The 19,682-nt window shown below is 71.8% G+C and carries 18 protein-coding genes; 13 read left to right on the top strand and 5 right to left on the bottom strand.

What is annotated here, in order from left to right; genetic code table 11:
• Positions 1 to 169 precede the first annotated feature (169 nt).
• From FXF60_RS12320 to FXF60_RS12335, 4 genes are read left to right on the top strand one after another with little or no spacing between them, the layout of a single operon-like run.
• Positions 170 to 649 (top strand): NADH-quinone oxidoreductase subunit NuoE family protein, encoded by a 480-nt coding sequence (locus FXF60_RS12320; protein WP_151526276.1) that lies wholly within the window; start codon positions 170 to 172, stop codon positions 647 to 649.
• On the top strand, positions 646 to 2,184 hold the full coding sequence (locus tag FXF60_RS12325) for a formate dehydrogenase beta subunit (protein WP_151526277.1): 1,539 nt from the start codon (positions 646 to 648) through the stop codon (positions 2,182 to 2,184). Before FXF60_RS12320 ends, FXF60_RS12325 begins: the two co-directional genes overlap by 4 nt.
• Positions 2,181 to 5,198, top strand: a complete 3,018-nt coding sequence (gene fdhF, locus FXF60_RS12330; protein WP_151526278.1) for a formate dehydrogenase subunit alpha — start codon at positions 2,181 to 2,183, stop codon at positions 5,196 to 5,198. Before FXF60_RS12325 ends, fdhF begins: the two co-directional genes overlap by 4 nt.
• On the top strand, positions 5,195 to 5,539 hold the full coding sequence (locus FXF60_RS12335) for a formate dehydrogenase subunit delta (RefSeq protein ID WP_151526279.1): 345 nt from the start codon (positions 5,195 to 5,197) through the stop codon (positions 5,537 to 5,539). Before fdhF ends, FXF60_RS12335 begins: the two co-directional genes overlap by 4 nt.
• Before the next feature lie 117 nt (positions 5,540 to 5,656).
• Here the strand turns inward: FXF60_RS12335 and FXF60_RS12340 are convergent, their stop codons facing one another.
• Positions 5,657 to 6,898 carry a multidrug effflux MFS transporter gene (locus FXF60_RS12340; protein WP_151526280.1) on the bottom strand — a complete coding sequence of 414 codons (1,242 nt, stop codon included), beginning with the start codon at positions 6,896 to 6,898 and terminating at the stop codon, positions 5,657 to 5,659.
• 99 nt (positions 6,899 to 6,997) lie between these two features.
• On the opposite strand from FXF60_RS12340, the gene FXF60_RS12345 reads away from it, so the two are divergent.
• Together FXF60_RS12345 and FXF60_RS12350 are read left to right on the top strand one after the other, a co-directional pair.
• Positions 6,998 to 7,786 (top strand): VOC family protein, encoded by a 789-nt coding sequence (locus FXF60_RS12345; RefSeq protein ID WP_151526281.1) that lies wholly within the window; start codon positions 6,998 to 7,000, stop codon positions 7,784 to 7,786.
• Positions 7,787 to 7,885: 99 nt separating this feature from the next.
• Positions 7,886 to 9,625, top strand: coding sequence for an alpha-amylase family glycosyl hydrolase (locus FXF60_RS12350; RefSeq protein ID WP_238335844.1), 1,740 nt, complete (start codon positions 7,886 to 7,888; stop codon positions 9,623 to 9,625).
• A gap of 13 nt (positions 9,626 to 9,638) precedes the next feature.
• Here FXF60_RS12350 and FXF60_RS12355 read toward each other — a convergent pair whose 3' ends face one another.
• The gene (locus FXF60_RS12355; RefSeq protein WP_151526282.1) at positions 9,639 to 10,304 is read right to left on the bottom strand and encodes a response regulator transcription factor; all 666 of its coding nucleotides are present in this window, start codon (positions 10,302 to 10,304) and stop codon (positions 9,639 to 9,641) included.
• Between the two features lie 133 nt (positions 10,305 to 10,437).
• Here FXF60_RS12355 and FXF60_RS12360 point away from each other — a divergent pair, with 133 nt between their 5' ends.
• From FXF60_RS12360 to FXF60_RS12390, 7 genes are all read left to right on the top strand, one after another.
• Complete coding sequence (locus FXF60_RS12360; RefSeq protein ID WP_151526283.1) at positions 10,438 to 11,304, top strand: glycosyltransferase family 2 protein; 867 nt, start codon at positions 10,438 to 10,440, stop codon at positions 11,302 to 11,304.
• A gap of 50 nt (positions 11,305 to 11,354) precedes the next feature.
• A complete protein-coding gene (locus tag FXF60_RS12365; protein WP_151526284.1) occupies positions 11,355 to 12,554 on the top strand; it encodes a ThiF family adenylyltransferase in 1,200 nt (399 codons plus the stop codon).
• Entirely contained in the window at positions 12,554 to 13,186 is a 633-nt protein-coding gene (mobA, locus tag FXF60_RS12370; RefSeq protein ID WP_151526285.1) for a molybdenum cofactor guanylyltransferase, read from the top strand. The genes FXF60_RS12365 and mobA overlap by 1 nt, the downstream gene beginning before the upstream one ends.
• 105 nt (positions 13,187 to 13,291) lie before the next feature.
• Entirely contained in the window at positions 13,292 to 13,816 is a 525-nt protein-coding gene (locus FXF60_RS12375; RefSeq protein WP_151526286.1) for a GNAT family N-acetyltransferase, read from the top strand.
• A 4-nt stretch (positions 13,817 to 13,820) separates the two neighbouring features.
• On the top strand, positions 13,821 to 14,060 hold the full coding sequence (locus tag FXF60_RS12380; RefSeq protein ID WP_151526287.1) for a MoaD/ThiS family protein: 240 nt from the start codon (positions 13,821 to 13,823) through the stop codon (positions 14,058 to 14,060).
• Between the two features lie 194 nt (positions 14,061 to 14,254).
• Entirely contained in the window at positions 14,255 to 15,649 is a 1,395-nt protein-coding gene (locus tag FXF60_RS12385) for an ABC transporter substrate-binding protein (protein ID WP_151526288.1), read from the top strand.
• A 13-nt stretch (positions 15,650 to 15,662) separates the two neighbouring features.
• On the top strand, positions 15,663 to 17,468 hold the full coding sequence (locus FXF60_RS12390; RefSeq protein WP_202879629.1) for a purine-cytosine permease family protein: 1,806 nt from the start codon (positions 15,663 to 15,665) through the stop codon (positions 17,466 to 17,468).
• A 151-nt stretch (positions 17,469 to 17,619) separates the two neighbouring features.
• Here FXF60_RS12390 and moaA read toward each other — a convergent pair whose 3' ends face one another.
• The 3 genes from moaA to FXF60_RS12405 are packed head-to-tail and all read right to left on the bottom strand — an operon-like array spanning position 17,620 to position 19,657.
• Entirely contained in the window at positions 17,620 to 18,627 is a 1,008-nt protein-coding gene (gene moaA, locus FXF60_RS12395) for a GTP 3',8-cyclase MoaA (protein WP_151526289.1), read from the bottom strand.
• Entirely contained in the window at positions 18,624 to 19,148 is a 525-nt protein-coding gene (locus FXF60_RS12400; RefSeq protein WP_151526290.1) for a MogA/MoaB family molybdenum cofactor biosynthesis protein, read from the bottom strand. Before FXF60_RS12400 ends, moaA begins: the two co-directional genes overlap by 4 nt.
• Positions 19,149 to 19,168: 20 nt before the next feature.
• The gene (locus FXF60_RS12405) at positions 19,169 to 19,657 is read right to left on the bottom strand and encodes a MarR family winged helix-turn-helix transcriptional regulator (RefSeq protein WP_238335845.1); all 489 of its coding nucleotides are present in this window, start codon (positions 19,655 to 19,657) and stop codon (positions 19,169 to 19,171) included.
• Between the last annotated feature and the right edge of the window lie 25 nt (positions 19,658 to 19,682).

A 19,682-nucleotide genomic window follows, 5' to 3' on the forward strand; every position in this document is an offset into this window, starting at 1 on the left:
CTACGACGAACACACCGCCTGGGCCCACCGCCAAGCACCCGCCGCTTGACTTCTTAGCCGCCAGGGGTATCTAGAGGCATCGGGCGCGGTGCGGGGTCGCTGGCACGTCTCCATGCTCAGGCCGGGCCGCCGACGTAGAGTGGTGTCACCCAAGGACGGGAGGCGCGAGGTGGCACGTGCTGGTCGGCAGACGGAGGAGCTGACCCCCAGGTCGGCGCGGGCGGAGTCGGTCCGGGAGATCGCGGGTCGGTATGCCGGAGAGCGAGGGCCGCTGCTGGTGATCCTGCACGCGGTCCAGGCGGAGCACGGCTTCCTCTCCGACGAGGACGTGGTCGAGATCGCCGACGTGCTGAACCTCTCGGTGGCCGAGGTGCACGGGACGGTGAGCTTCTACCACGACTTCCGCCGCACCCCACCTCCCGAGCACACCGTCCAGGTATGCCGTGCCGAGGCCTGCCAGGCGGTCGGCGCCGCGGGCGTCTTCGCGGCGGCGGAGGAGCAGTTCGCGGACCGCGCGGACATCGAGGTCCGCGAGGTGTTCTGCTTCGGCAACTGCGCGCTGGGCCCCAGCGTCTCCTTCGACGGCCGCCTCCAGGGTCGGGTCACCGTCGACGACATCGCCGCGGCGGAGGCAGGGTGGTCCCGATGAGCACGTGCATCGCGTGGGTGCCGATGGACTCCTCGGCCCGCGCCGTCGGGGCCGACGAGGTCGCTGCCGCCCTGGCCGAGGTCGAGGGGGTGACGGTCCGCCGCAACGGCACGCGCGGGATGCTCTGGCGCGAGCCGCTGGTCGAGATCGAGACCGAGCGCGGACGGGTCGGCTACGCCAACGTGACGGCAGCGGGCATACCGGACCTGGTCGAGGCGGGCATGCTGGCCGGCGCCGACCACGAGACCTGCATCGGTGTCGTCGACGACGACCCGTGGCTGACCGGGCAGGACCGGGTGAGCCTGGCCCGCATCGGGCTGGCCGAGCCGACCGACATCACCGCCTACGAGTCGCAGGGCGGCTGGGCCGGGCTGCGCCGCGCCCTCGACCTCGACCCGGCCGACGTGGTCGAGGAGGTGGTCACCTCGGGCCTGCGCGGGCGGGGCGGTGCGGGCTTCCCGACCGGCATCAAGTGGCGCACCGTGCTCGAGGCGGAGAGCGACCTGAAGTTCGTCGCCTGCAACCTCGACGAGGGCGACTCCGGCACCTTCGCCGACCGGATCCTGGCCGAGGCCGACCCCTTCACCCTCATCGAGGGCATGACCATCGCGGCGGTCACGGTCGGCGCCACCGAGGGCTACATCTACTGCCGCAGCGAGTATCCCGACGCCATCGCCCGGCTCCGCGACGCGATCGCCGTCGCCGGCGAGCACGGCTACCTCGGCGACGACGTCGCCGGCAGCGGCAAGGCCTTCCGCCTCCAGGTGCGCGTGGGCGCCGGCGCCTACATCTGCGGCGAGGAGACCTCCATGCTGGAGTCCCTCGAGGGCCGCCGCGGCGAGGTCCGCGCCAAGCCGCCGATCCCCGCGCTGCACGGTCTGTGGGCCAGCCCCACGATCGTCAACAACCTGCTCTCCTTCGCCGCGGTCCCGATGATCCTGGCGGACGGCGGCGAGGCGTATGCCGCCCGCGGGGTGGGCAGGTCCCGCGGCACCCAGATCTTCCAGCTGGCCGGCAACATCGCCCACGGCGGCGTCTACGAGGCGCCGCTGGGCATCACCCTGCGCGAGCTCGTCGACGACGTCGGCGGCGGCACCCGCACCGGCCGGGCCGTGCGCGCGGTGCAGGTCGGCGGGCCGCTCGGCGCCTACCTCCCGGCCGACCGGCTGGACGTGCCGATGGGCTACGAGGAGCTCGCCGAGGCCGGCGGCATGCTCGGGCACGGCGGCGTCGTCGTCTTCGACACCGAGGTGGACATGGCCCGGATGGCGCGCTTCGCGATGGAGTTCTGCTCCGTCGAGTCGTGCGGCAAGTGCACCCCGTGCCGGATCGGCTCCACCCGCGGCGTGGAGACCATCGACAAGCTCGTCGGCGCCACCGACCCGGGGGAGCGGACGCAGCTGCGCGTGCTGCTCGACGATCTCTGCGAGACGATGACCACAGGCTCGCTCTGCGCCATGGGCGGGCTCACCCCGGTGCCGGTGCGCAGCGCGCTCACCCACTTCCCGGAGGACTTCGAACGGAGCACATCATGACGCTCACCCCAGAGGCGCTCACCCCCGAGCAGGTCGCGAGCCGGCTCGGGTCCGTCAGTCGCGACGGACAGGATGTGGGTCGTCCGCCCGACCCGCGCGGCGCGGCATACCAGCCCGAGCCCGACTTCGGCACACCGCAGGTGAGCAGCGACCAGACCGTCACCCTGACCATCGACGGCCGTGAGGTCACCGTGCCCGAGGGGACGTCGGTGATGCGCGCCGCCCGTGAGGCGGGGGTGGAGATCCCCAGCCTCTGCGCGACCGACTCGCTCAAGGCCTTCGGGTCCTGCCGGCTGTGCCTCGTCGACATCGAGGACGGCAAGGGCAAGCCGGCGTCGTGCACTACTCCTTGTGCAGACGGTGCCGTCGTCCGCACCGACACCGACGAGGTGCGCTCGCTCCGGCAGGGGGTGATGGAGCTCTACCTCTCCGACCACCCCGCGGACTGCCCCGGCTGCGCTCGCGGGTCCTGCGAGATCGCCGCCCTCGCCCGCCAGACCGGTGTCGCCGAGGTGCGCTACGGCCTGCCCGCCCCCTCCCGACCCGAGAAGGGCCCGGGGGCGGCGCCGTCCCCCGGCGGCCTGCTCGACCGGGGGGAGCGCGACGCCTCCAACCCCTACTTCGACTACGAGCCGGACGCCTGCATCGCGTGCTCTCGCTGCGTGCGGGCGTGCTCCGACATCCAGGGCACCTTCGCCCTCACCGTCGAGGGCCGCGGACCGGACTCGCGGATCGTCCCCGGACCGACCGACTTCTTCGGCTCCGAGTGCGTCTCCTGCGGCGCCTGCGTCCAGGCCTGCCCGACCGACGCCCTGACCGAGAAGTCGGTGGTCTCCCTCGGTATGCCCAAGCGCACCGTGGAGACCACCTGCGCCTACTGCGGGGTCGGCTGCTCCTTCCGCGCGGAGGTCACCGACACCACGGACCAGCAGACCGGGCAGACCCGCACCGAGGTCGTCCGGATGATGCCGCTCAAGGCGGGCAAGGCCAACGAGGGGCACTCGTGCGTCAAGGGCCGCTTCGCCTACGGCTACACCAACCACGAGGACCGGCAGATGTCGCCGATGGTCCGCGACTCCATCGACGACGAGTGGCGGCAGGTCTCGTGGTCAGAGGCGATCCAGCGCGTCGCCGACGGGTTCCGTGGCATCCAGGACCGGCACGGCGTCGGCTCCATCGGCGGGATCTCCTCCTCCCGCTGCACCAACGAGGAGGTCTACGTCGTCCAGAAGATGGTGCGCGCCGCCTTCGGCAACAACAACGTCGACACCTGCGCCCGGGTCTGCCACAGCCCCACCGGCTACGGCCTCAACCAGACCTTCGGGACCTCCGCCGGCACCCAGGACTTCGCCTCGGTCGAGGACACCGACGTCATCCTGCTCATCGGTGCCAACCCCACCGACGCGCACCCCGTCTTCGCCTCCCGGATGAAGCAGCGGCTGCGCCAGGGCGCCCGGATCATCGTCGCCGACCCGCGCCAGATCGACCTGGTGCGCACCCCGCACGTCGAGGCCTCCGCGCACCTGCCGCTGCGCCCCGGCTCCAACGTCGCCTTCGTCAACGCGATGGCGCACACCATCGTCACCGAGGGGCTGCACGACAAGGGCTTCCTGGAGGAGCGCTGCGAGGACGTCGAGGCATACCTCGACTTCATCCGGGCGCCGGAGAACTCCCCGGAGGCGACCGCCGACGCGACCGGGCTGGAGCCCGAGCAGGTCCGCGAGGCGGCCCGGCTCTACGCCGACGCGGGCAACGGCTCGATCTACTACGGCCTCGGCGTCACCGAGCACAGCCAGGGCTCGACGATGGTCATGGGCATGGCCAACCTCGCGATGGTCACCGGCAACATCGGCCGGCCCGGCGTCGGGGTCAACCCGCTGCGCGGGCAGAACAACGTCCAGGGGTCCTGCGACATGGGTTCCTTCCCGCACGAGCTGCCCGGCTACAGGCACATCTCGCTGCCCGACGTGCGCTCGATCTACGAGGACCTGTGGGGCGTCACCCTCGACCCCGAGCCGGGGCTGCGGATCCCCAACATGTTCGACGCCGCGATCGGCGGCAGCTTCAGGGGGCTCTTCGTCCACGGCGAGGACATCGCCCAGTCCGACCCCAACCTGCAGCACGTCCGCGCCGCGCTGACCTCGATGGAGATGGTGGTCGTCCAGGACCTCTTCCTCAACGAGACGGCGCGCTACGCCCACGTCTTCCTGCCCGGCAGTAGCTTCCTCGAGAAGGACGGCACCTTCACCAACGCCGAGCGACGGCTCGGCCGGGTGCGTCCGGTCATGTCGAGCCGGGTCGGCAAGGACGAGTGGCAGGTCGTGTGCGAGATCGCGACGGCGATGGGCTACCCAATGGAGTATGCCTCTGCCGCCGAGATCATGGACGAGATCGCGGCGACGACGCCCACCTTCGCCGGGGTCAGCTTCGCCCGCCTCGACGCCGAGGGGTCGATGCAGTGGCCGGTCAACGACAAGGCGCCGCAGGGGACCCCGACGATGCACGTCGATGCCTTCGTGCGGGGCAAGGGCAAGCTCGTCCCCACGGTCTTCGTGCCCACCACCGAGACCACCAACCGGCGCTTCCCGCTGATCCTCACGACGGGGCGGATCCTGACGCAGTACAACGTCGGGGCGCAGACCCGCCGCACCGCCAACTCCTCCTGGCACCCGGAGGACGTGCTCGAGGTGCACCCGGCGGACGCCGAGATGCGGGGCATCCGGACCGGTGACCGGGTGGAGCTGGCCAGCCGGGTCGGGGTCACCACGCTGACGGCACTCGTGTCGGAGCGGATGCAGCCGGGCGTGGTCTACACGACCTTCCACCACCCGGTCACGGGCGCCAACGTCGTCACGACGGAGAACTCCGACTGGGCCACCAACTGCCCGGAGTACAAGGTGACCGCCGTCCAGGTCGGCGTCGCCAACGCGCGCCGGGAGCAGGAGGAGGCCGAGGTCAGCGACGGGCACGAGCCGGTCGACCCGGCGATCGACGTCGTGGGCGCGCGCCGATGAGCGACGGGCCGGACCTGAACGCACCCACCGACGCCGACCCGAGTCCCGACCAGGGTCCGCCCACCGGAGCGGGCGTCGACGCCCAGACCCGTCAGCGCCTGCCCGCCGAGGTGCGGATGGGCGAGGACATCGCCCGGGCGATGGCGCACCACCCTCCGGAGCGTGCCGCCGAGGAGATCGCCACCCACATCCGCAAGTTCTGGGACCCCCGCATGCGGGCCTCGATCATCGGGCGGATGGAGCGGGGTGAGTCGATGGACGAGCTGCTGCGCGCGGGCGTCGAGCTCTACCGCCAGGGCGAGATCGATCGGGGCGAGGTCGCCGAGCCCTCGGGCGGCTGACAGCCACCTCGTCAACTGACAGCCTCGATGTCACTCGACAGCCTGCTCGAGGGGGCTGTCAGATGACGAACCGGCTCGAAGACGGTACGGGAGGGCCTCGCCAACGGTCGGCGCCCCTCAGCCGGGTGGCGCGTCTCCCGCCGTGGCGCGGCGGTGCCAGGCCCAGAGTCCGGCACCGGCCAGGGCGAGGCAGGCGCTGCTCCCGGCCGCGGTGAGCAGGCTGCCGGTGACCAGCGGCGCGATCGCTCCGGCCAGCAGCGCGTTGAAGACCAGCGCGGCGAACGACGCCATCGACGCGGCCGCCCCCCGCTGCTCCGGGAAGAGGTCGAGCATCGCCAGCTGCTGCACGGGGAAGGCCACGCCGATCGCGATGCCCATGGCGGCGGGGCCGAGCACCGCCCACGGCAGCACGGGTGCCACGGCGCAGAGCAGGACGTTGAGCCCGACCGCGGTCAGCAGACCGGCCATGGTGGCGTCGACCATCCGCCCGCTGTCTACCCGGCCGGCGAGCCGGTTGGTCAGCATCGACCCGGTGACCATGCCCCCGATCATCGGCACGAAGAGCATCCAGAAGTCCTGCTCACCCCGGCCGAGCAGGTCCACCACCACGATCGGGGCGGCGACGACATACAGGAAGTAGGACGCGAAGACGAAGGCGGAGGAGAAGGCCACCCGCTGGAACCGGCCGGACCGAGCGACCTGCCACAGCGACCCGAGGACCGACCCCACCCGCAGCGGGCTGCGCCGCTCCCTCGGGTGCGTCTCGGGCAGCACCACCGCGGTGAGCACGGCCGCGGCGATGCCGTAGGCCGCGACGAACCAGAAGATCCAGTGCCACGGCCCGAAGCGGAGGATCTCGCCGCCGATCACCGGGGCGATCGCCGGCGCGATCGCGAAGATCATCATCACCCGCGCCATCAGCCGCTGCGCCTCGGCACCGGAGAAGAGGTCCCGGATCACGGCCCGGCTGACGATGGTCGCGGCGCCGGCGAAGAGACCCTGGAAGACGCGCGCCACGAGCAGCACCCCCAGGGTCGGGGCCAGCGCGCAGACGACGGAGGCCAGGACATACCCCAGCAGCCCGCCGACCATCACCGGCTTGCGGCCGAGCGCGTCCGAGATGGGGCCGTGGAAGATGCTCATGACGGCGAAGCTGAGCAGGTAGATGCTGGTGATCTGCTGCAGCGCCGCGGCGTCCGCGTCGAAGTCCCTGCCGATCGCCTCGAAGCCGGGGAAGATCGTGTCGATGGTGAACGGCCCGATCATCGCCAGCGCCGCGAGGGTGGTCGTGACCAGCAGCGTCGCCCGCCGAGGGTATGCCGCCGCGCCGGTCTGCGGCTGCGGCGGGCTGGACGTCACGCCCCCACGGTATCCGGGCATCCGTAGACGTGCGTCGGTGCCCAGCCCTAGGTTGACCAGTGTCCGCCCCGGACGCCGACACGCTGCGAAGGAGCACCCATGTCCACCCGTGAGTCCTATGAGGCCGGCACCCCCTGCTGGGTCGACCTGATGACGCCCGACGTCGATGCCGCCACGACGTTCTACACCTCGCTCTTCGGCTGGACCGCTGAGGACAGCCACGACGAGTCCGGCACCCGGATCTACACCAACTTCCTGCTCGAGGGGCAGCTGGTCGCCGGCATGGGTGCCCAGCCGGACGACATGACGGGCATGCCGCCCTTCTGGAGCTCCTACGTGGCCACCGACGACGTCGATGCGACCACCGCCACGGTCGAGCAGGCGGGTGGGACGGTGATGATGCCGCCGATGGACGTCATGGACCAGGGCCGGATGGCGATCTACGGCGACCCGGCGGGGGCGGCGATCAGCGTCTGGCAGGCGGGCGCGCACCACGGTGCCGCCGTGTGCAACGAACCCGGCACCTGGGCGTGGAACGAGCTGATGTCGCGCGACATCGAGGCGTCCACCGCCTTCTACACCGCGGTGTTCGGGTGGGAGTACGACGGCATGGAGATGCCGTTCGGCACCTACCACGTCATCCGGGGCGGCGACGAGGGCGGGCTCGGTGGGCTGATGGCCATGCCGCCGGACGTCCCGGCCGAGGTGCCGAGCTACTGGACCGTCTACTTCCTCGTCGAGGACGCGGACGCCGCGATCGACCGCGCCCGGGAGCTCGGTGGGCGGCTCGTGCACGGCCCGGACGACATGCCCGTCGGCCGCCTCGCCACGATCGAGGACCCGCAGGGCGGCGTCTTCATGGTGATGCAGCCGGCGTCGCAGGAGTAGTCGCGAGCCGCTGGTCCGGCGGTTAGCATCAGTGCGCGAGGGCGCGGCCAGGTCGGCTTCCGCGCCCTCTCGTCATGACCCCAGCAGCAAGGAGAGTCCATGAGTGTCGCCGGTATGGGTGCCATCCCGATCGAGGGCGGGTTCGCCTTCCGCGTGTGGGCGCCGAACGCCTCGTCCGTGAGCGTCATCGGCGACTTCAACGGCTGGGACCCGCAGGCCCACGGCATGGAGTCCGAGGGCAACGGCCACTGGTATGCCGAGGTGCCGGGCGCGCAGATGTGGCAGGAGTACCAGTACCTGCTCAGCGCCGGCGAGGCCAGCTTCCACCGGATCGACCCGCGGGCGCTCGCGGTCACCAACTCGGTCGGCAACGGGCTGCTCTACGACCATGGCGTCTTCGACTGGGAGGGTGACGACTTCACCCCGCCCCGCCAGCACGAGACGGTCATCTACGAGACGCACATCGGGTCCTTCGTGCAGACCGAGGACGGCCGCCCGGCCAACCTGCACGACCTCATGGGCAAGCTGGACTACCTCGTCGGGCTCGGGGTGAACGCCATCGAGCTGATGCCGCTCATGGAGTTCGCCGGTGACTACTCGTGGGGATACAACCCGGCGCACGTCTTCGCGGTCGAGTCCAGCTACGGCGGCCCGGAGGCGCTCAAGACCTTCGTCCGGGAGGCGCACAAGCGCGGTCTGGCGGTCTACGTCGACGTCGTCTACAACCACTTCGGCCCGTCCGACCTGCCCACCTGGCAGTTCGACGGCTGGTCCGAGAACGGCAAGGGCGGCATCTACTTCTACAACGACCACCGCTCCGCGACCCCCTGGGGTGACACGCGGCCCGACTACGGCCGCCAGGAGGTCCGCGACTTCATCCTGGACAACGCCCGGATGTGGCTCCGCGACTACCACGCGGACGGGCTGCGGCTGGACATGACGCCCTACATGCGCCGGGTCGACGGCACCCACGGCGACGAGATCCCGGAGGGCTGGGAGATGATGCGGCAGATCGGCGAGATGGTCCGCGCCGAGTTCCCCCGTCACCTCGTCATCGCCGAGGACCTGCACGGTGTGGCCGCGGTCACCTCCACCGAGGCCGGGGGCGCCAAGATGCACGCCCAGTGGGACAACCAGTTCGTGCACCCGGTGCGCGAGGCGCTGATCACCCTCGACGACGCGCACCGCTCGATCGCGAAGGTCGCCGCCGCGGTGACGCATACCTATCAGCACGCCTTCGACCGGGTGATCTACACCGAGTCGCACGACGAGGTGTCCAACGGCAAGGCGAGGGTCACCTCCGAGGTGCAGGGCGACAACCCCAGCGGCTGGAACGCCCAGAAGCGCGCCACCCTCGGTGCCGCACTGGTGCTGACGGCGCCGGGGCTGCCGATGCTCTTCCAGGGCCAGGAGTTCCTCGAGGACGAGTGGTTCCGCGACAACGTGCCGCTGGACTGGGAGCGCGCGTGGGCCTTCCGCGACATCACCCAGATGTTCCGCGACCTCATCCGGATGCGGCTCGACGCCGACGGAGGCACCGCCGGCCTGAGCGGCCCGCACACCAACGTGGTCGCCGCCGACGAGGACGCCAACCTGCTCGCCTACGTCCGCTCCACGGGGGACGGCCAGCACGTCCTCGTCGCGATCAACCTGTCGTCATCGGCGGTGCAGCGCCCCGTCGAGCTCCCGGGCGGCGTCTGGACGGTCCGCTTCAACAGCGACGCCCGCGCCTACAGCCAGCTCTTCGGTGACCACCAGACACCGGACGTCGACGCGCGGGACGGGCACGGCACGCTCGACCTCGGGCCCTACTCCGTGGTGGTCTACGCGCCGGCCTGAGCCGACCGCGCGCTCACTCGCGCTCCACCTCGCGGCGCATGGTGTCCGGCGTCATCCCGGCCTCCAGTCCCCAGCGGACCGCCTGCGAGCGCCGGGTCACCCCCATCTTGCGGTAGGCCGTGCGGATGTAGGTCTTGACCGAGTTGATCGAGAGGTAGGTCCGCAGCGCGATGTCGTTGTTGGTGAGGCCCTGGGTGATGAGGGACACGATCTCCGCCTCGCGGGCGGACAGCCCCTCCGCCCGTCCGGGCCAGTCACCCGGCGCGTGCGGCTGCGGGTCGAGCTGGTTGCTCGTGGCGGGCTCGACGACCACCTCGCCCGAGGCCACCCGCTCCAGCGCGGTGACGAGCTCGGCGCCGCTCACGGTCTTGCCGATGTATCCGCGGCACCCCTTGGACAGGGCGATCTCCACCAGCGCAGGGTCGACGTTCCAGGTGTAGACCACCACCGCACCCGGGTTGTCGCTCTCCAGCACGCTGTTGAACTCCTCGCCGTCGACCTGGGGCTCGGAGAAGGTGTCGTAGAGGGTCAGGTCGACCGGGCGCTTCACCTCGACCTGGGCGCCGATCTCGACGACGTTGATCCGGTCGCTGAAAGGCGCGAGCATCGCCTGCAGCCCCCGGACGACCACCTCGAAGTCGTTCACGAGGGCCACGCGGAGGGGCGGCGCGGCAACCATGCCCGGCACCTTACGCCGGTCCTCCTGGCCGGGCACGGCGAGCCGTCACGACGAGCCCGTCCGAGGTGGCCGATCCCTCGTCCCACCCTTTGGGATGTGGTGGCGGCCACCCGGACCTGCCTAGCATGCCGCCGTGCCACCGACCGTTGCCGTGCTCACCATGACGCGCGGGAATCACGACCATCTTCTCGCGCAGGTCGACGGGTTGTCGGTCGGCACCGAGCCACCCGACGTGCACGTCGTCATCTCCATGGGTGACCGTGACCTGACCCGCGGCCGGTTGCCGCTCGGCACCGACCGCTGGCAGACCATCGTGAAGCCGGTCCAGACCGACCGCCGCGCCCTGCCCTACGCCGCCGCCCGCAACCTGGCGGCGAGCCTGGCCACCGAGGCGGGCGCCGACGTCCTGGTCTTCCTGGACGCCGCGGTCATCCCGGGGCCCCACACGCTGGAGCGGTATGCCCAGGCCCTGGCCGACCGGGAGGACCTGGGCATACCCGAGGGTCCCGCCGTCTGGCGCTCGCCGGTGCTGCGGCTCCCACCGCCGCAGAACCGGGCGGTCGGGTATCCGCTGCGCAAGCTGGACGAGCTGAGCCGGCGGGCGGCTGGCGCGCCGGCGCTGGCGCCCGGTGAGGTCCGGGTGGAGGAGCGTCCGCACCTGTTCTCCCCGGCCAGCTTCGCGATGAGCGCTGCGGACTTCGCCGCGACCGGCGGCTTCTGCACCGACTACGCCGGCCCCGGGCTGGAGGCCGCCGACTTCGCGCAGGTCGTCGCCGACGCCGGTGGGTCGATGGTCTGGGTCGGAGGTGCCGAGGCCTACCGGCAGCCGGTCGAGCCGCTCACCGGTGAGCAGGAGGCGAGGTATGCCCGGCGGCACGCCGAGACCTGGCGGGAGCGGTGGGGCGCCGAGCCGGACCACCCCTGGCTGACCCGGCTGGAGGGTGAGGGGCTGATCCGTCGGGACACCGCCGGGCGGATCGCGGCCCCTCCACGCCGCTGAGTGGCAGGGCCGGCCCGGTCGGCCCGCCGCCACGGGGGCACACTGGTGCGATGACACCCGTGCCGCCGCTGCCGCCGCTGGTCGAACCCGGCGAGCCCGCGCTGACGCCCGAGCAGGTGTCGCGCTACTCCCGGCACCTGCTGGTGCCCGGGATGGGGATGGTGGCGCAACGGCGGCTGCTGGCGGCCCGTGTCGCGGTCGTCGGGGCGGGCGGTCTGGGCAGCCCGGTGCTGGCCTATCTCGCGGCGGCCGGGGTCGGCCATCTCACGATCATCGACGACGACGCCGTCGACGCCACCAACCTGCAGCGGCAGGTGATCCACCGTGCGGACGCGGTCGGGGTCCCCAAGGGCGAGTCCGCGGCCGCCTTCGTGCGCGGCCTGAACCCGGACGTGACGGTCTCCGTGCGGCACACCCGGATCGACGCGGGCAACGCGCGGTCCCTGCTGCGCGGGCACGACGTGGTGCTGGACGGCGCGGACAACTTCCCCACGCGGTATGCCGTCTCCGACGCCTGCGTGGCGCTCGGGACCCCGCTGGTGTGGGCGGCGGTGCTGCGCTTCGACGCGCAGCTGTCCACCTTCGTGCCCGGCGTGGCGGACGCCGTGTCCCTCCGGGACCTCTTCCCGGTGGCGCCGCGTCCCGAGGACGTGCCGAGCTGCTCCGAGGCCGGTGTGCTCGGTGCCCTCGTGGGGCAGGTCGGGTCGATCATGGCCTCCGAGGTGGTCAAGCTCATCTGCGGTTTCGGCGAACCGCTGGTCGGCCGGGTGCTGCTCGTGGACGCGCTCACCCAGCGCTCCCGGGAGATCCCGCTGCGCCCGGTCGGTGCGGTGGTGGAGCCGGTCGAGCGGGAGCAGGTCCGCGAGGTGGTCCCGCTGCCCGAGGTCTCGCCGCAGGAGGTCCACGACCTGCTCACCCCGAGCCCGGCGGGCGTCGCGCAGGGTGCCGCTCCGGCCGACCACGACCCGGACGCGTTGGCGCCGACGGTGCTGGACGTGCGTGAGCCCGCCGAGCACGAGCTGGGCACCGTGCCCGGCGCACTGCTGGTGCCGGTCGGTGAGGTGCTGAGCTGGGAGGATCTCGACCATCACCTCCCGGACGGGCCGGTCGTCGTCTACTGCAAGGCGGGGCCCAGGGCGCAGCGCGCGGCCGCCCACCTGGTCCGGCTGGGGAGGCAGGACGTGTCGGTGATGACCGGGGGCATCCTGGCCTGGATCGAGCAGGTCGACCCGAGCCTGCCGAGCTACTGATGGGGCCCGGCCCAGGCCTCCCGCCGGTGGACCTGGTCGTGCTGGCCGGCGGCCGCGCGACCCGGCTCGGCGGTCAGGACAAGGCGGCGCTCGTCGTCGGCGGGAGCACGCTGCTGGAGCGCGTCCTCGGGGCCGACCTGGGCGGTCGGACGGTGGTGGTGGGGGACACCCCGGTGCCCGCCGACGTCACCCGGACGACGGAGCAGCCACCCGGGGGCGGTCCGGTCGCCGGGATCGGCGCCGGGCTGGACGCCCTGGCCGGGATGCCCCGGCCCGGATCTCCCGCGAGGCCTCTCGGTCCGCCTGCCTGGGTCGCGGTCTGTGCCGTCGACCAGCCCGGTGCGGCGCGGGCGCTCGGCGCCTTGCGGGAGACCGTCGGCAGCCTGCCGGAGGAGGTCGAGGCGGTCTGCCCCCGGGTCGAAGGTAGGGCGCAGTGGCTGCTCGCGATCTATCGCCGCGCCGCTCTGGACGCCGCCCGCGAGAGCCTGCCGCAGCTGCACGGCGCCTCGGTCCGGTCGCTCGTCTCCGGGCTGCGGTGGCACGAGGTGGGGCTGGATCCGGCCGACCTGGGCGACGTCGACACCTGGGAGGACGTGCGGCGCTGGCGCGGTGGCGCACGCGGGAACTCGTGACCTGGTCACCACTCACAGCCGGTTCGTCAACTGTCAGCCTGCTCGAGGAGGCTGAAGGATGACAAACGGGCGCTCAGTCGTGCTCCGGCCTGGCAGGGTGGGCGCATGGAGATCACCGTGCGGCCGGCGACGCCGGAGGACGCCGAGGCGGTGGCCACCGTGCGCGTGTCCGGATGGTGGGGTGCCTACCCCGGGCTGGTGCCGTCGGCGCTGCTCCACGCCCTCGACGTGCCGGACGAGGCGCAGAAACGTCGCCGGCGCTGGGCGGAGTTCCACGACGACCCGCGGGTCGTCGACCTGGTCGCCGAGGCGGACGGGCTGGTCGCGGGGTGGGCGGTCGCCGGGCCGGCGCGGGACGACGGGAGACCGGACGAGGGCGAGCTCTACGGCCTCTACGTCATCCCGCGGCACTGGTCCACCGGCCTGGGCCACCGCCTCGTCGTGGCCGTCGAGGACCACCTGCGCAGCTGCGGGTATGCCTCCGCCCACCTCTGGGTGCTCGAGGGCAACGACCGGGCGGCCGGGTTCTACCAGCGGCACGGGTGGGTCGAGGACGGTGGGACCCAGCTGGACCGTCGCGGTGCGCATACCCTCCGGGAGCGGCGCCGGGTGCGCGATCTGCGACACTGAGGCGATGGCGACGGTGAGATTCTTCGCCGGGGCCGCCGAGGCCGCCGGCACCGAGAGCGAGCGCGTCGACGCCGACGACCTCGGCTCGCTGCTCGCCGACCTGCGCGCACGGCACGGGTCGGAGCTGGCCCGCGTCCTCGCCCTGAGCTCGGTGCTGCACGAGGGTCAGTACGTCTCCGACCCCGGTCTGCAGCTCGCCCACGACGCCGTCCTCGACGTGCTCCCGCCCTTCGCCGGCGGCTGAGGACCACCGCCCCGTCAGGGGCTGGAATCCGGCGCGCGGCCGCCTCCGCGCACCCCTGCCATCGATTGACGTTGGGTCATGCCCTTGACGAAGTGGGTCAGAAGGGTTTGACTGAGGCTCTCATATGTGCACTGACAAGCGCTCGTTTGTGCAGGCGACGAGGCCGGGGTGGTGCCATGACGAAGGAGTCACAGATGCGACGTCGAGTGCGTGCCACCCGATCGGCCTCCCGGCCAGCGGTGCGGGGCAGCACGAGGGCGCTGGCCCTCGTCAGTGCGGTCCCGCTGGTGCTGCTGGCGGCGTGCGGCGGCGGTGACGACACCGCCGGTGGCGGGGACAGACTGACCATCGCCGTCGTCGACAACGGTGACCTCGACGTGCTCCAGGACATGAGCGAGGCCTTCCTCGCCGAGCACCCCGACGTCGAGATCGAGTGGGTCCGGGAGGGGGAGAACGAGCTCCGCGAGACCGTCACCACCGACGTCGGCACGGGCGCCGGCCGGTTGGACGTCGCCACCGTGGGCACCTACGAGGCGCAGGTCTGGGCGGACCAGGAGCTGCTCACCCCGCTGACCGACATGCCCGAGGGCTTCGACTCCGGTGCCTTCATCCCCGAGGTGGCCGACGCGCTCAGCTACGAGGGCACGATGCAGGCGGCTCCCTTCTACGGCGAGTCGACCTTCACGATGTACCGCACCGACCTGCTCCAGGAGGCCGGCGTGGAGATGCCCGACCGACCGACGTGGGACGACGTGGTGGCGGCCGCCACCGCGATCGACGAGCAGACCGACACCGCCGGGGCGTGTGTCCGGGGGAAGGCCGGCTGGGGCGAGAACACCGCCTTCATCACCGCCATGGCGCACTCCTACGGCGCACGCTGGTACGACGAGGAGTGGAGCCCCGAGCTGGACAGCGACGCCTGGCGGCAGGCCAGCGAGACCTATCTGGCCCTCGCGGGGCTGGCGCCCGACGGGGTCGCCGAGGCCGGGTATGCCGAGAACCTCGCGCTCTTCCAGGACGGGGAGTGCGGGGTCTGGGTGGACGCCACCACCGCCGCGAGCTTCGTCACGAACCCTGACGCGTCGACGGTGGCGCAGGACGTCGGTTTCGCCTTCGCCCCGGGGACCGAGGGTGGCCGCGCGAGCAACTGGCTCTGGTCCTGGGCGCTGGCCATCCCCGCGAGCTCGGACCAGCCGGAGCTGGCCAAGGAGTTCATCACCTGGGCGACGTCGGCGGGGTATGCCGAGACCGTCGCGGGGGAGCTGGGCTGGGCCTCGGTGCCTGCGGGCAACCGCACCGACCTCTACGAGAACCCGGACTACACCGAGGCCGCGCCCTTCGCCGAGCTGGTCCTCGAGTCGATCCAGAGCTCGGAGATCACCCAGCCGACGACGCAGGCCGTTCCCTACACCGGGATGCAGTACGTCGACGTGCCGCCCTTCCAGAGTCTCGGCAACGCCGTCGGGCAGCAGTACTCCACCGCGATCCAGGGTGATCTGAGCCTGGACGAGGTGCTGGAGCGATCGCAGTGGGTCGCAGGCGAGACCATCGAGCAGACCCGTCTGCTCGCCGCGCAGGACCAGGACTGAAGGGACCACCGCCATGGCACGCAGCGTCGAGCAGATCGACAGTCAGATCGCCAGCACCGACCCCGAGCTCCTCCCGGTCGGTGAGCACGAGAGGCACGGGGCGAAGCACTTCGCCGGCCTCTACGCCGCGGAGAACGTCGCCGGCACGGAGTTCGTCTTCGGCGCCACCTTCGTCATCCTCGGAGCCGGCATCTGGGACGTCCTCATCGGCCTCCTCATCGGCAACGCCCTCGCGGTGCTCACCTTCTGGCTGATCACCACCCCGGTCGCGCGGGAGGTGGGGCTGAGCGTCTACACCTACCTGCTGCGGTTCGGCGGGAGCTCCATCTCCAAGATCTACAACCTCGCCAACGCGATCGTCTTCGCCGTCATCTCGGCGGCGATGCTGACCGTGTCGGCGACCGCGGTCCAACGGGTCATCGGCATCCCGACCCAGGCGGAGGCATACCCCACGCACATCGGCTTCATCATCCTCGTGGTGGCCTTCAGCATCGTGGCCGTGCTGGTCGCGGTCTTCGGCTTCAACGCGCTGGCCGAGTTCGCCACCATCTGCGGCCCGTGGCTCGCGGTGATGTTCACCGTCGGCGGGCTGGTGCTGCTGCCGGCGGTCGCCGAGTCGGTGACCGGCGTGACGCAGATCGGGAGCTTCCGCGAGTTCGTCGACATCGCCGGCGCCACCGTCTTCACCGGGATCACGCCCGGGGGCGAAGAGGGCATCGGGATGATCGAGGTCGCCGGTCTGGCCTGGGCGGCCAACAGCTTCGCCCACGCCGGGATGATCGACATGGCGCTGCTGCGCTACGCCAGGAAAGGCTGGCACGGCCTGATGACGTCGACCGGCATGCTCTTCGGCCACTACGTCGCCTGGTTCTCCGCCGGCCTCATGGGCGCCGCCACCGCCGCGCTCACGCTCACCAGCATCACCGTCCTGTCCCCCGGGGACGTGTCCTGGGTCGCCCTCGGCTGGGCCGGCTACGTCACCGTCGTGGTCGCCGGCTGGACGACCGCCAACGCGAACCTCTACCGCGCGGGCCTGGCCACGCAGGGTGTCTTCCCCTCGCTGTCCCGTGGTCGGGCCACCCTCATCGTGGGCGTGATCGTGGTGGTCGTGGCGTGCTTCCCGTTCGTCTACCGCAACTACGCACCACTGGTCACCTGGGCGGGAGTCCTCCTGGCCCCGGTCGGCGGGATCGTGTATGCCGAGCACAAGCTCTTCCCGCGCTTCGGGCTGACGGAGTACTGGGCCCGCTTCAAGGGAGTGACCAACACCCCCGCGATCATCGCCTGGGCCCTCGCCTTCGGCGTCGGGGTGGTGATCAACCTCACCCAGATCATCTCCCCCTACTTCGCCTTCGTCCCGGCGTGGATCGTCGCCAGCCTGCTCTACGTCCTCTTCGCCGGACGTGCCGGCGCCGCCGAGGACTTCACCGAGGAGAAGAAGGACCACGAGCTCTTCCTCGAACGGGTGCGCGTCTTCAAGCGGCAGCAGGCCGAGTCGCTGCCGGGGCACGTCAAGGACACGACGACGGTGACCCGGGTGCTGCGCGGGATCTGGATGCTGGCCCTGGCGGTCATCCTGGTCTACGCCTTCATCGTGTTCCTCGACAGCCCGGACATCTACACCTACCTCACGCAGCGCAACACCTTCTACACCATCGCCATCACCGGCACGGTGATCTACTTCGTCGCGGCCTACTGGGAGCTGCAGCGCGGCAAGATGGTCGACCGTCGGGCGCACGAGCAGGCCATGGCCGACGCCGGCAGCGAGGGCGATGACGGCGAGGGCGGCGAGAAGGAGAAGGTCGGCGCCCCCGCCTGAGACCCCGCCCACTCCTACGCAGAAGGTGCTCCTCTGAGGTCATGCATCACCGCATCGGAGCACCTTATGCGTAGGAGTCGGCTCCCGTCGGGTGAACGCGCGCAGCCACGGAGGGTCCTGGCAGGTGACCGTCGAGCCACGGGTCGGCGGCTCAGCCGCCGATGGCGCTCATCGGCCGCGGCGGCTGCAGGAAGGTCGGCTGGTTGATCCCGTGACCGGGCAGCTTCGCGGTGATCGAGGCGCGGAGCAGGGCGGCCAGGTCGTCGTCCGAGGCACCGTCCCGCAGCGGGGTGCGCAGGTCGGTCTCGCCCGCGGCGAAGAGGCAGTTGCGGATCATGCCGTCGGCGGTGAGCCGGACCCGGTCGCAGCTGCCGCAGAACGGCATGGTCACCGACGCGATCACCCCGACGGTGGCCGGTCCGCCGTCCACCTCGAAGAGCTCGGCGGGGGCAGACCCCCTGGCCTCGTCCGGCAGCGGCGTCAGCTCGTGCCCGCTGCGCAGCTTGTCCAGGATCTCCTCGCCGGAGATCATCTGCGAGCGGTCCCAGCCGTGCTGGGCGTCCAGCGGCATCTGCTCGATGAAGCGCAGCTCGTAGCCGTGCTCCAGCGCGAAGTCCAGCAGTCCGACGACGTCGGCCTCGGCGTCGTTGATGTCACGCATGAGGACGGTGTTGAGCTTGACCGGCACCAGCCCGGCGTCCGCGGCGGCCCGGATCCCGGCGAGCGTGTCGGCCAGCCGGTCCCGCTTGGCGAGGGTGATGAAGACGTCGCGTCGCAGCGTGTCCAGGCTGACGTTGACCCGGGTCATCCCGGCGTCGCGGAGCGCGGCGGCGTTCTTGGCCAGGCCCACGGCGTTGGTGGTCATGGAGATCTCCGGCGCGGGGTCCAGCCCCGCCAGCCCGCCCACGACGTCGACGAGGTCGCGCCGCAGCAGCGGCTCGCCGCCGGTCAGCCGGATCTCCTCGATGCCCATCGAGACGGCGACGTCCGCCAGCCGGACGATCTCCTCCGTGGTGAGCATGGTCGCCCGCGGCAGCCAGGGCACGCCGTCCTCGGGCATGCAGTAGGTGCAGCGCAGCGAGCAGCGGTCGGTCACCGAGATCCGCAGGTCCCGGTGCACCCGGCCGTAGCTGTCGACCAACGGCTCGCGTGTCCTCACGAGTGGTCACCTCCGACGATCTGGCTGAGCACGTGCGGCAGCAGCGGGCCGATGATGTCCATCCCCTCGGTCACCGCGGCGGGTCGTCCGGGCAGGTTGATCACGAGCGTCCCCCCGGTGCCCTGCTCGGCCGGCCAGTCCACGACGCCGACCACGCCCCGGGACACCGCGGCGAACGGGGTGTGCCGCGTCCCCTCCCGACGCAGGTGCTCGGCCATGCCGGGGTTCTCCCGGGTGATGACCTGACGGGTGCCCTCCGGGGTGAGGTCGCGCGGCCCCATCCCGGTGCCTCCCGTCGACACGATCAGCCGGGCACCGCCGGCGACCGCCTCGCGCAGCGCCTCGGCGACCGACTCCACGCCGTCGGGCACGATCGTGGAGGTGACGGCATACCCCTGGTCCTGCAGCGCGGCGACCAGCAGCCGTCCGGACTCGTCCTCCCGCCGACCGTCGGAGCTGCGGTCGGACACGGTGATGGCCACGGCGGGGCGCCGTGCGGGAGCGGGCTGGTTCTCGCTCATCCCCCGAGTCTACGGACCGCTCACAGCAGGCGCCCGACGGCCCGCTCCGCGGCGGTCAGGAAGCGCAGCACGACCTGACGGTCGCTCTCGCTGAGGGTGGCGTCGACCTGGGCCAGCTCGGCGAACATCGGCTTGAGGTGGCCCATCATCTCCTCCCGCCCTCCAGGGGTGGCGACCACGGCGGTGCGGCGCCGGTCGGTGGGGTGCGGCCGGCGCTCGGCGTGGCCGCGCGAGACCAGCCGGTCGACGATCCCGCTGGCCGCGGCCGTCGTGACCCCGAGCCGTTGGGCCAGCTCACTCGGCCCCACCGGCTCGTCCATGACGTGCTCGAGGACGGCCAGCTCGGTATGCGTGAGCCCGGCCCGGCGGGCGAGCGCGGGCGCCGCCCGGTGACTGGTGTCGAGCAGCTGGCGCAGCGTGGCGAGCACCGGGCCTGGCTCCCAGTCGTCGACCCACCGGCTCGGCGCGCCGGGCGGTTCCGTGCTATTTTCTCTCAAGAACTTGCTCACTTCATTAGGTATCTACCTGACGAGT

Source organism: Serinicoccus kebangsaanensis (genome assembly GCF_008919445.1).
Lineage (GTDB): Bacteria > Actinomycetota > Actinomycetes > Actinomycetales > Dermatophilaceae > Ornithinicoccus > Ornithinicoccus kebangsaanensis.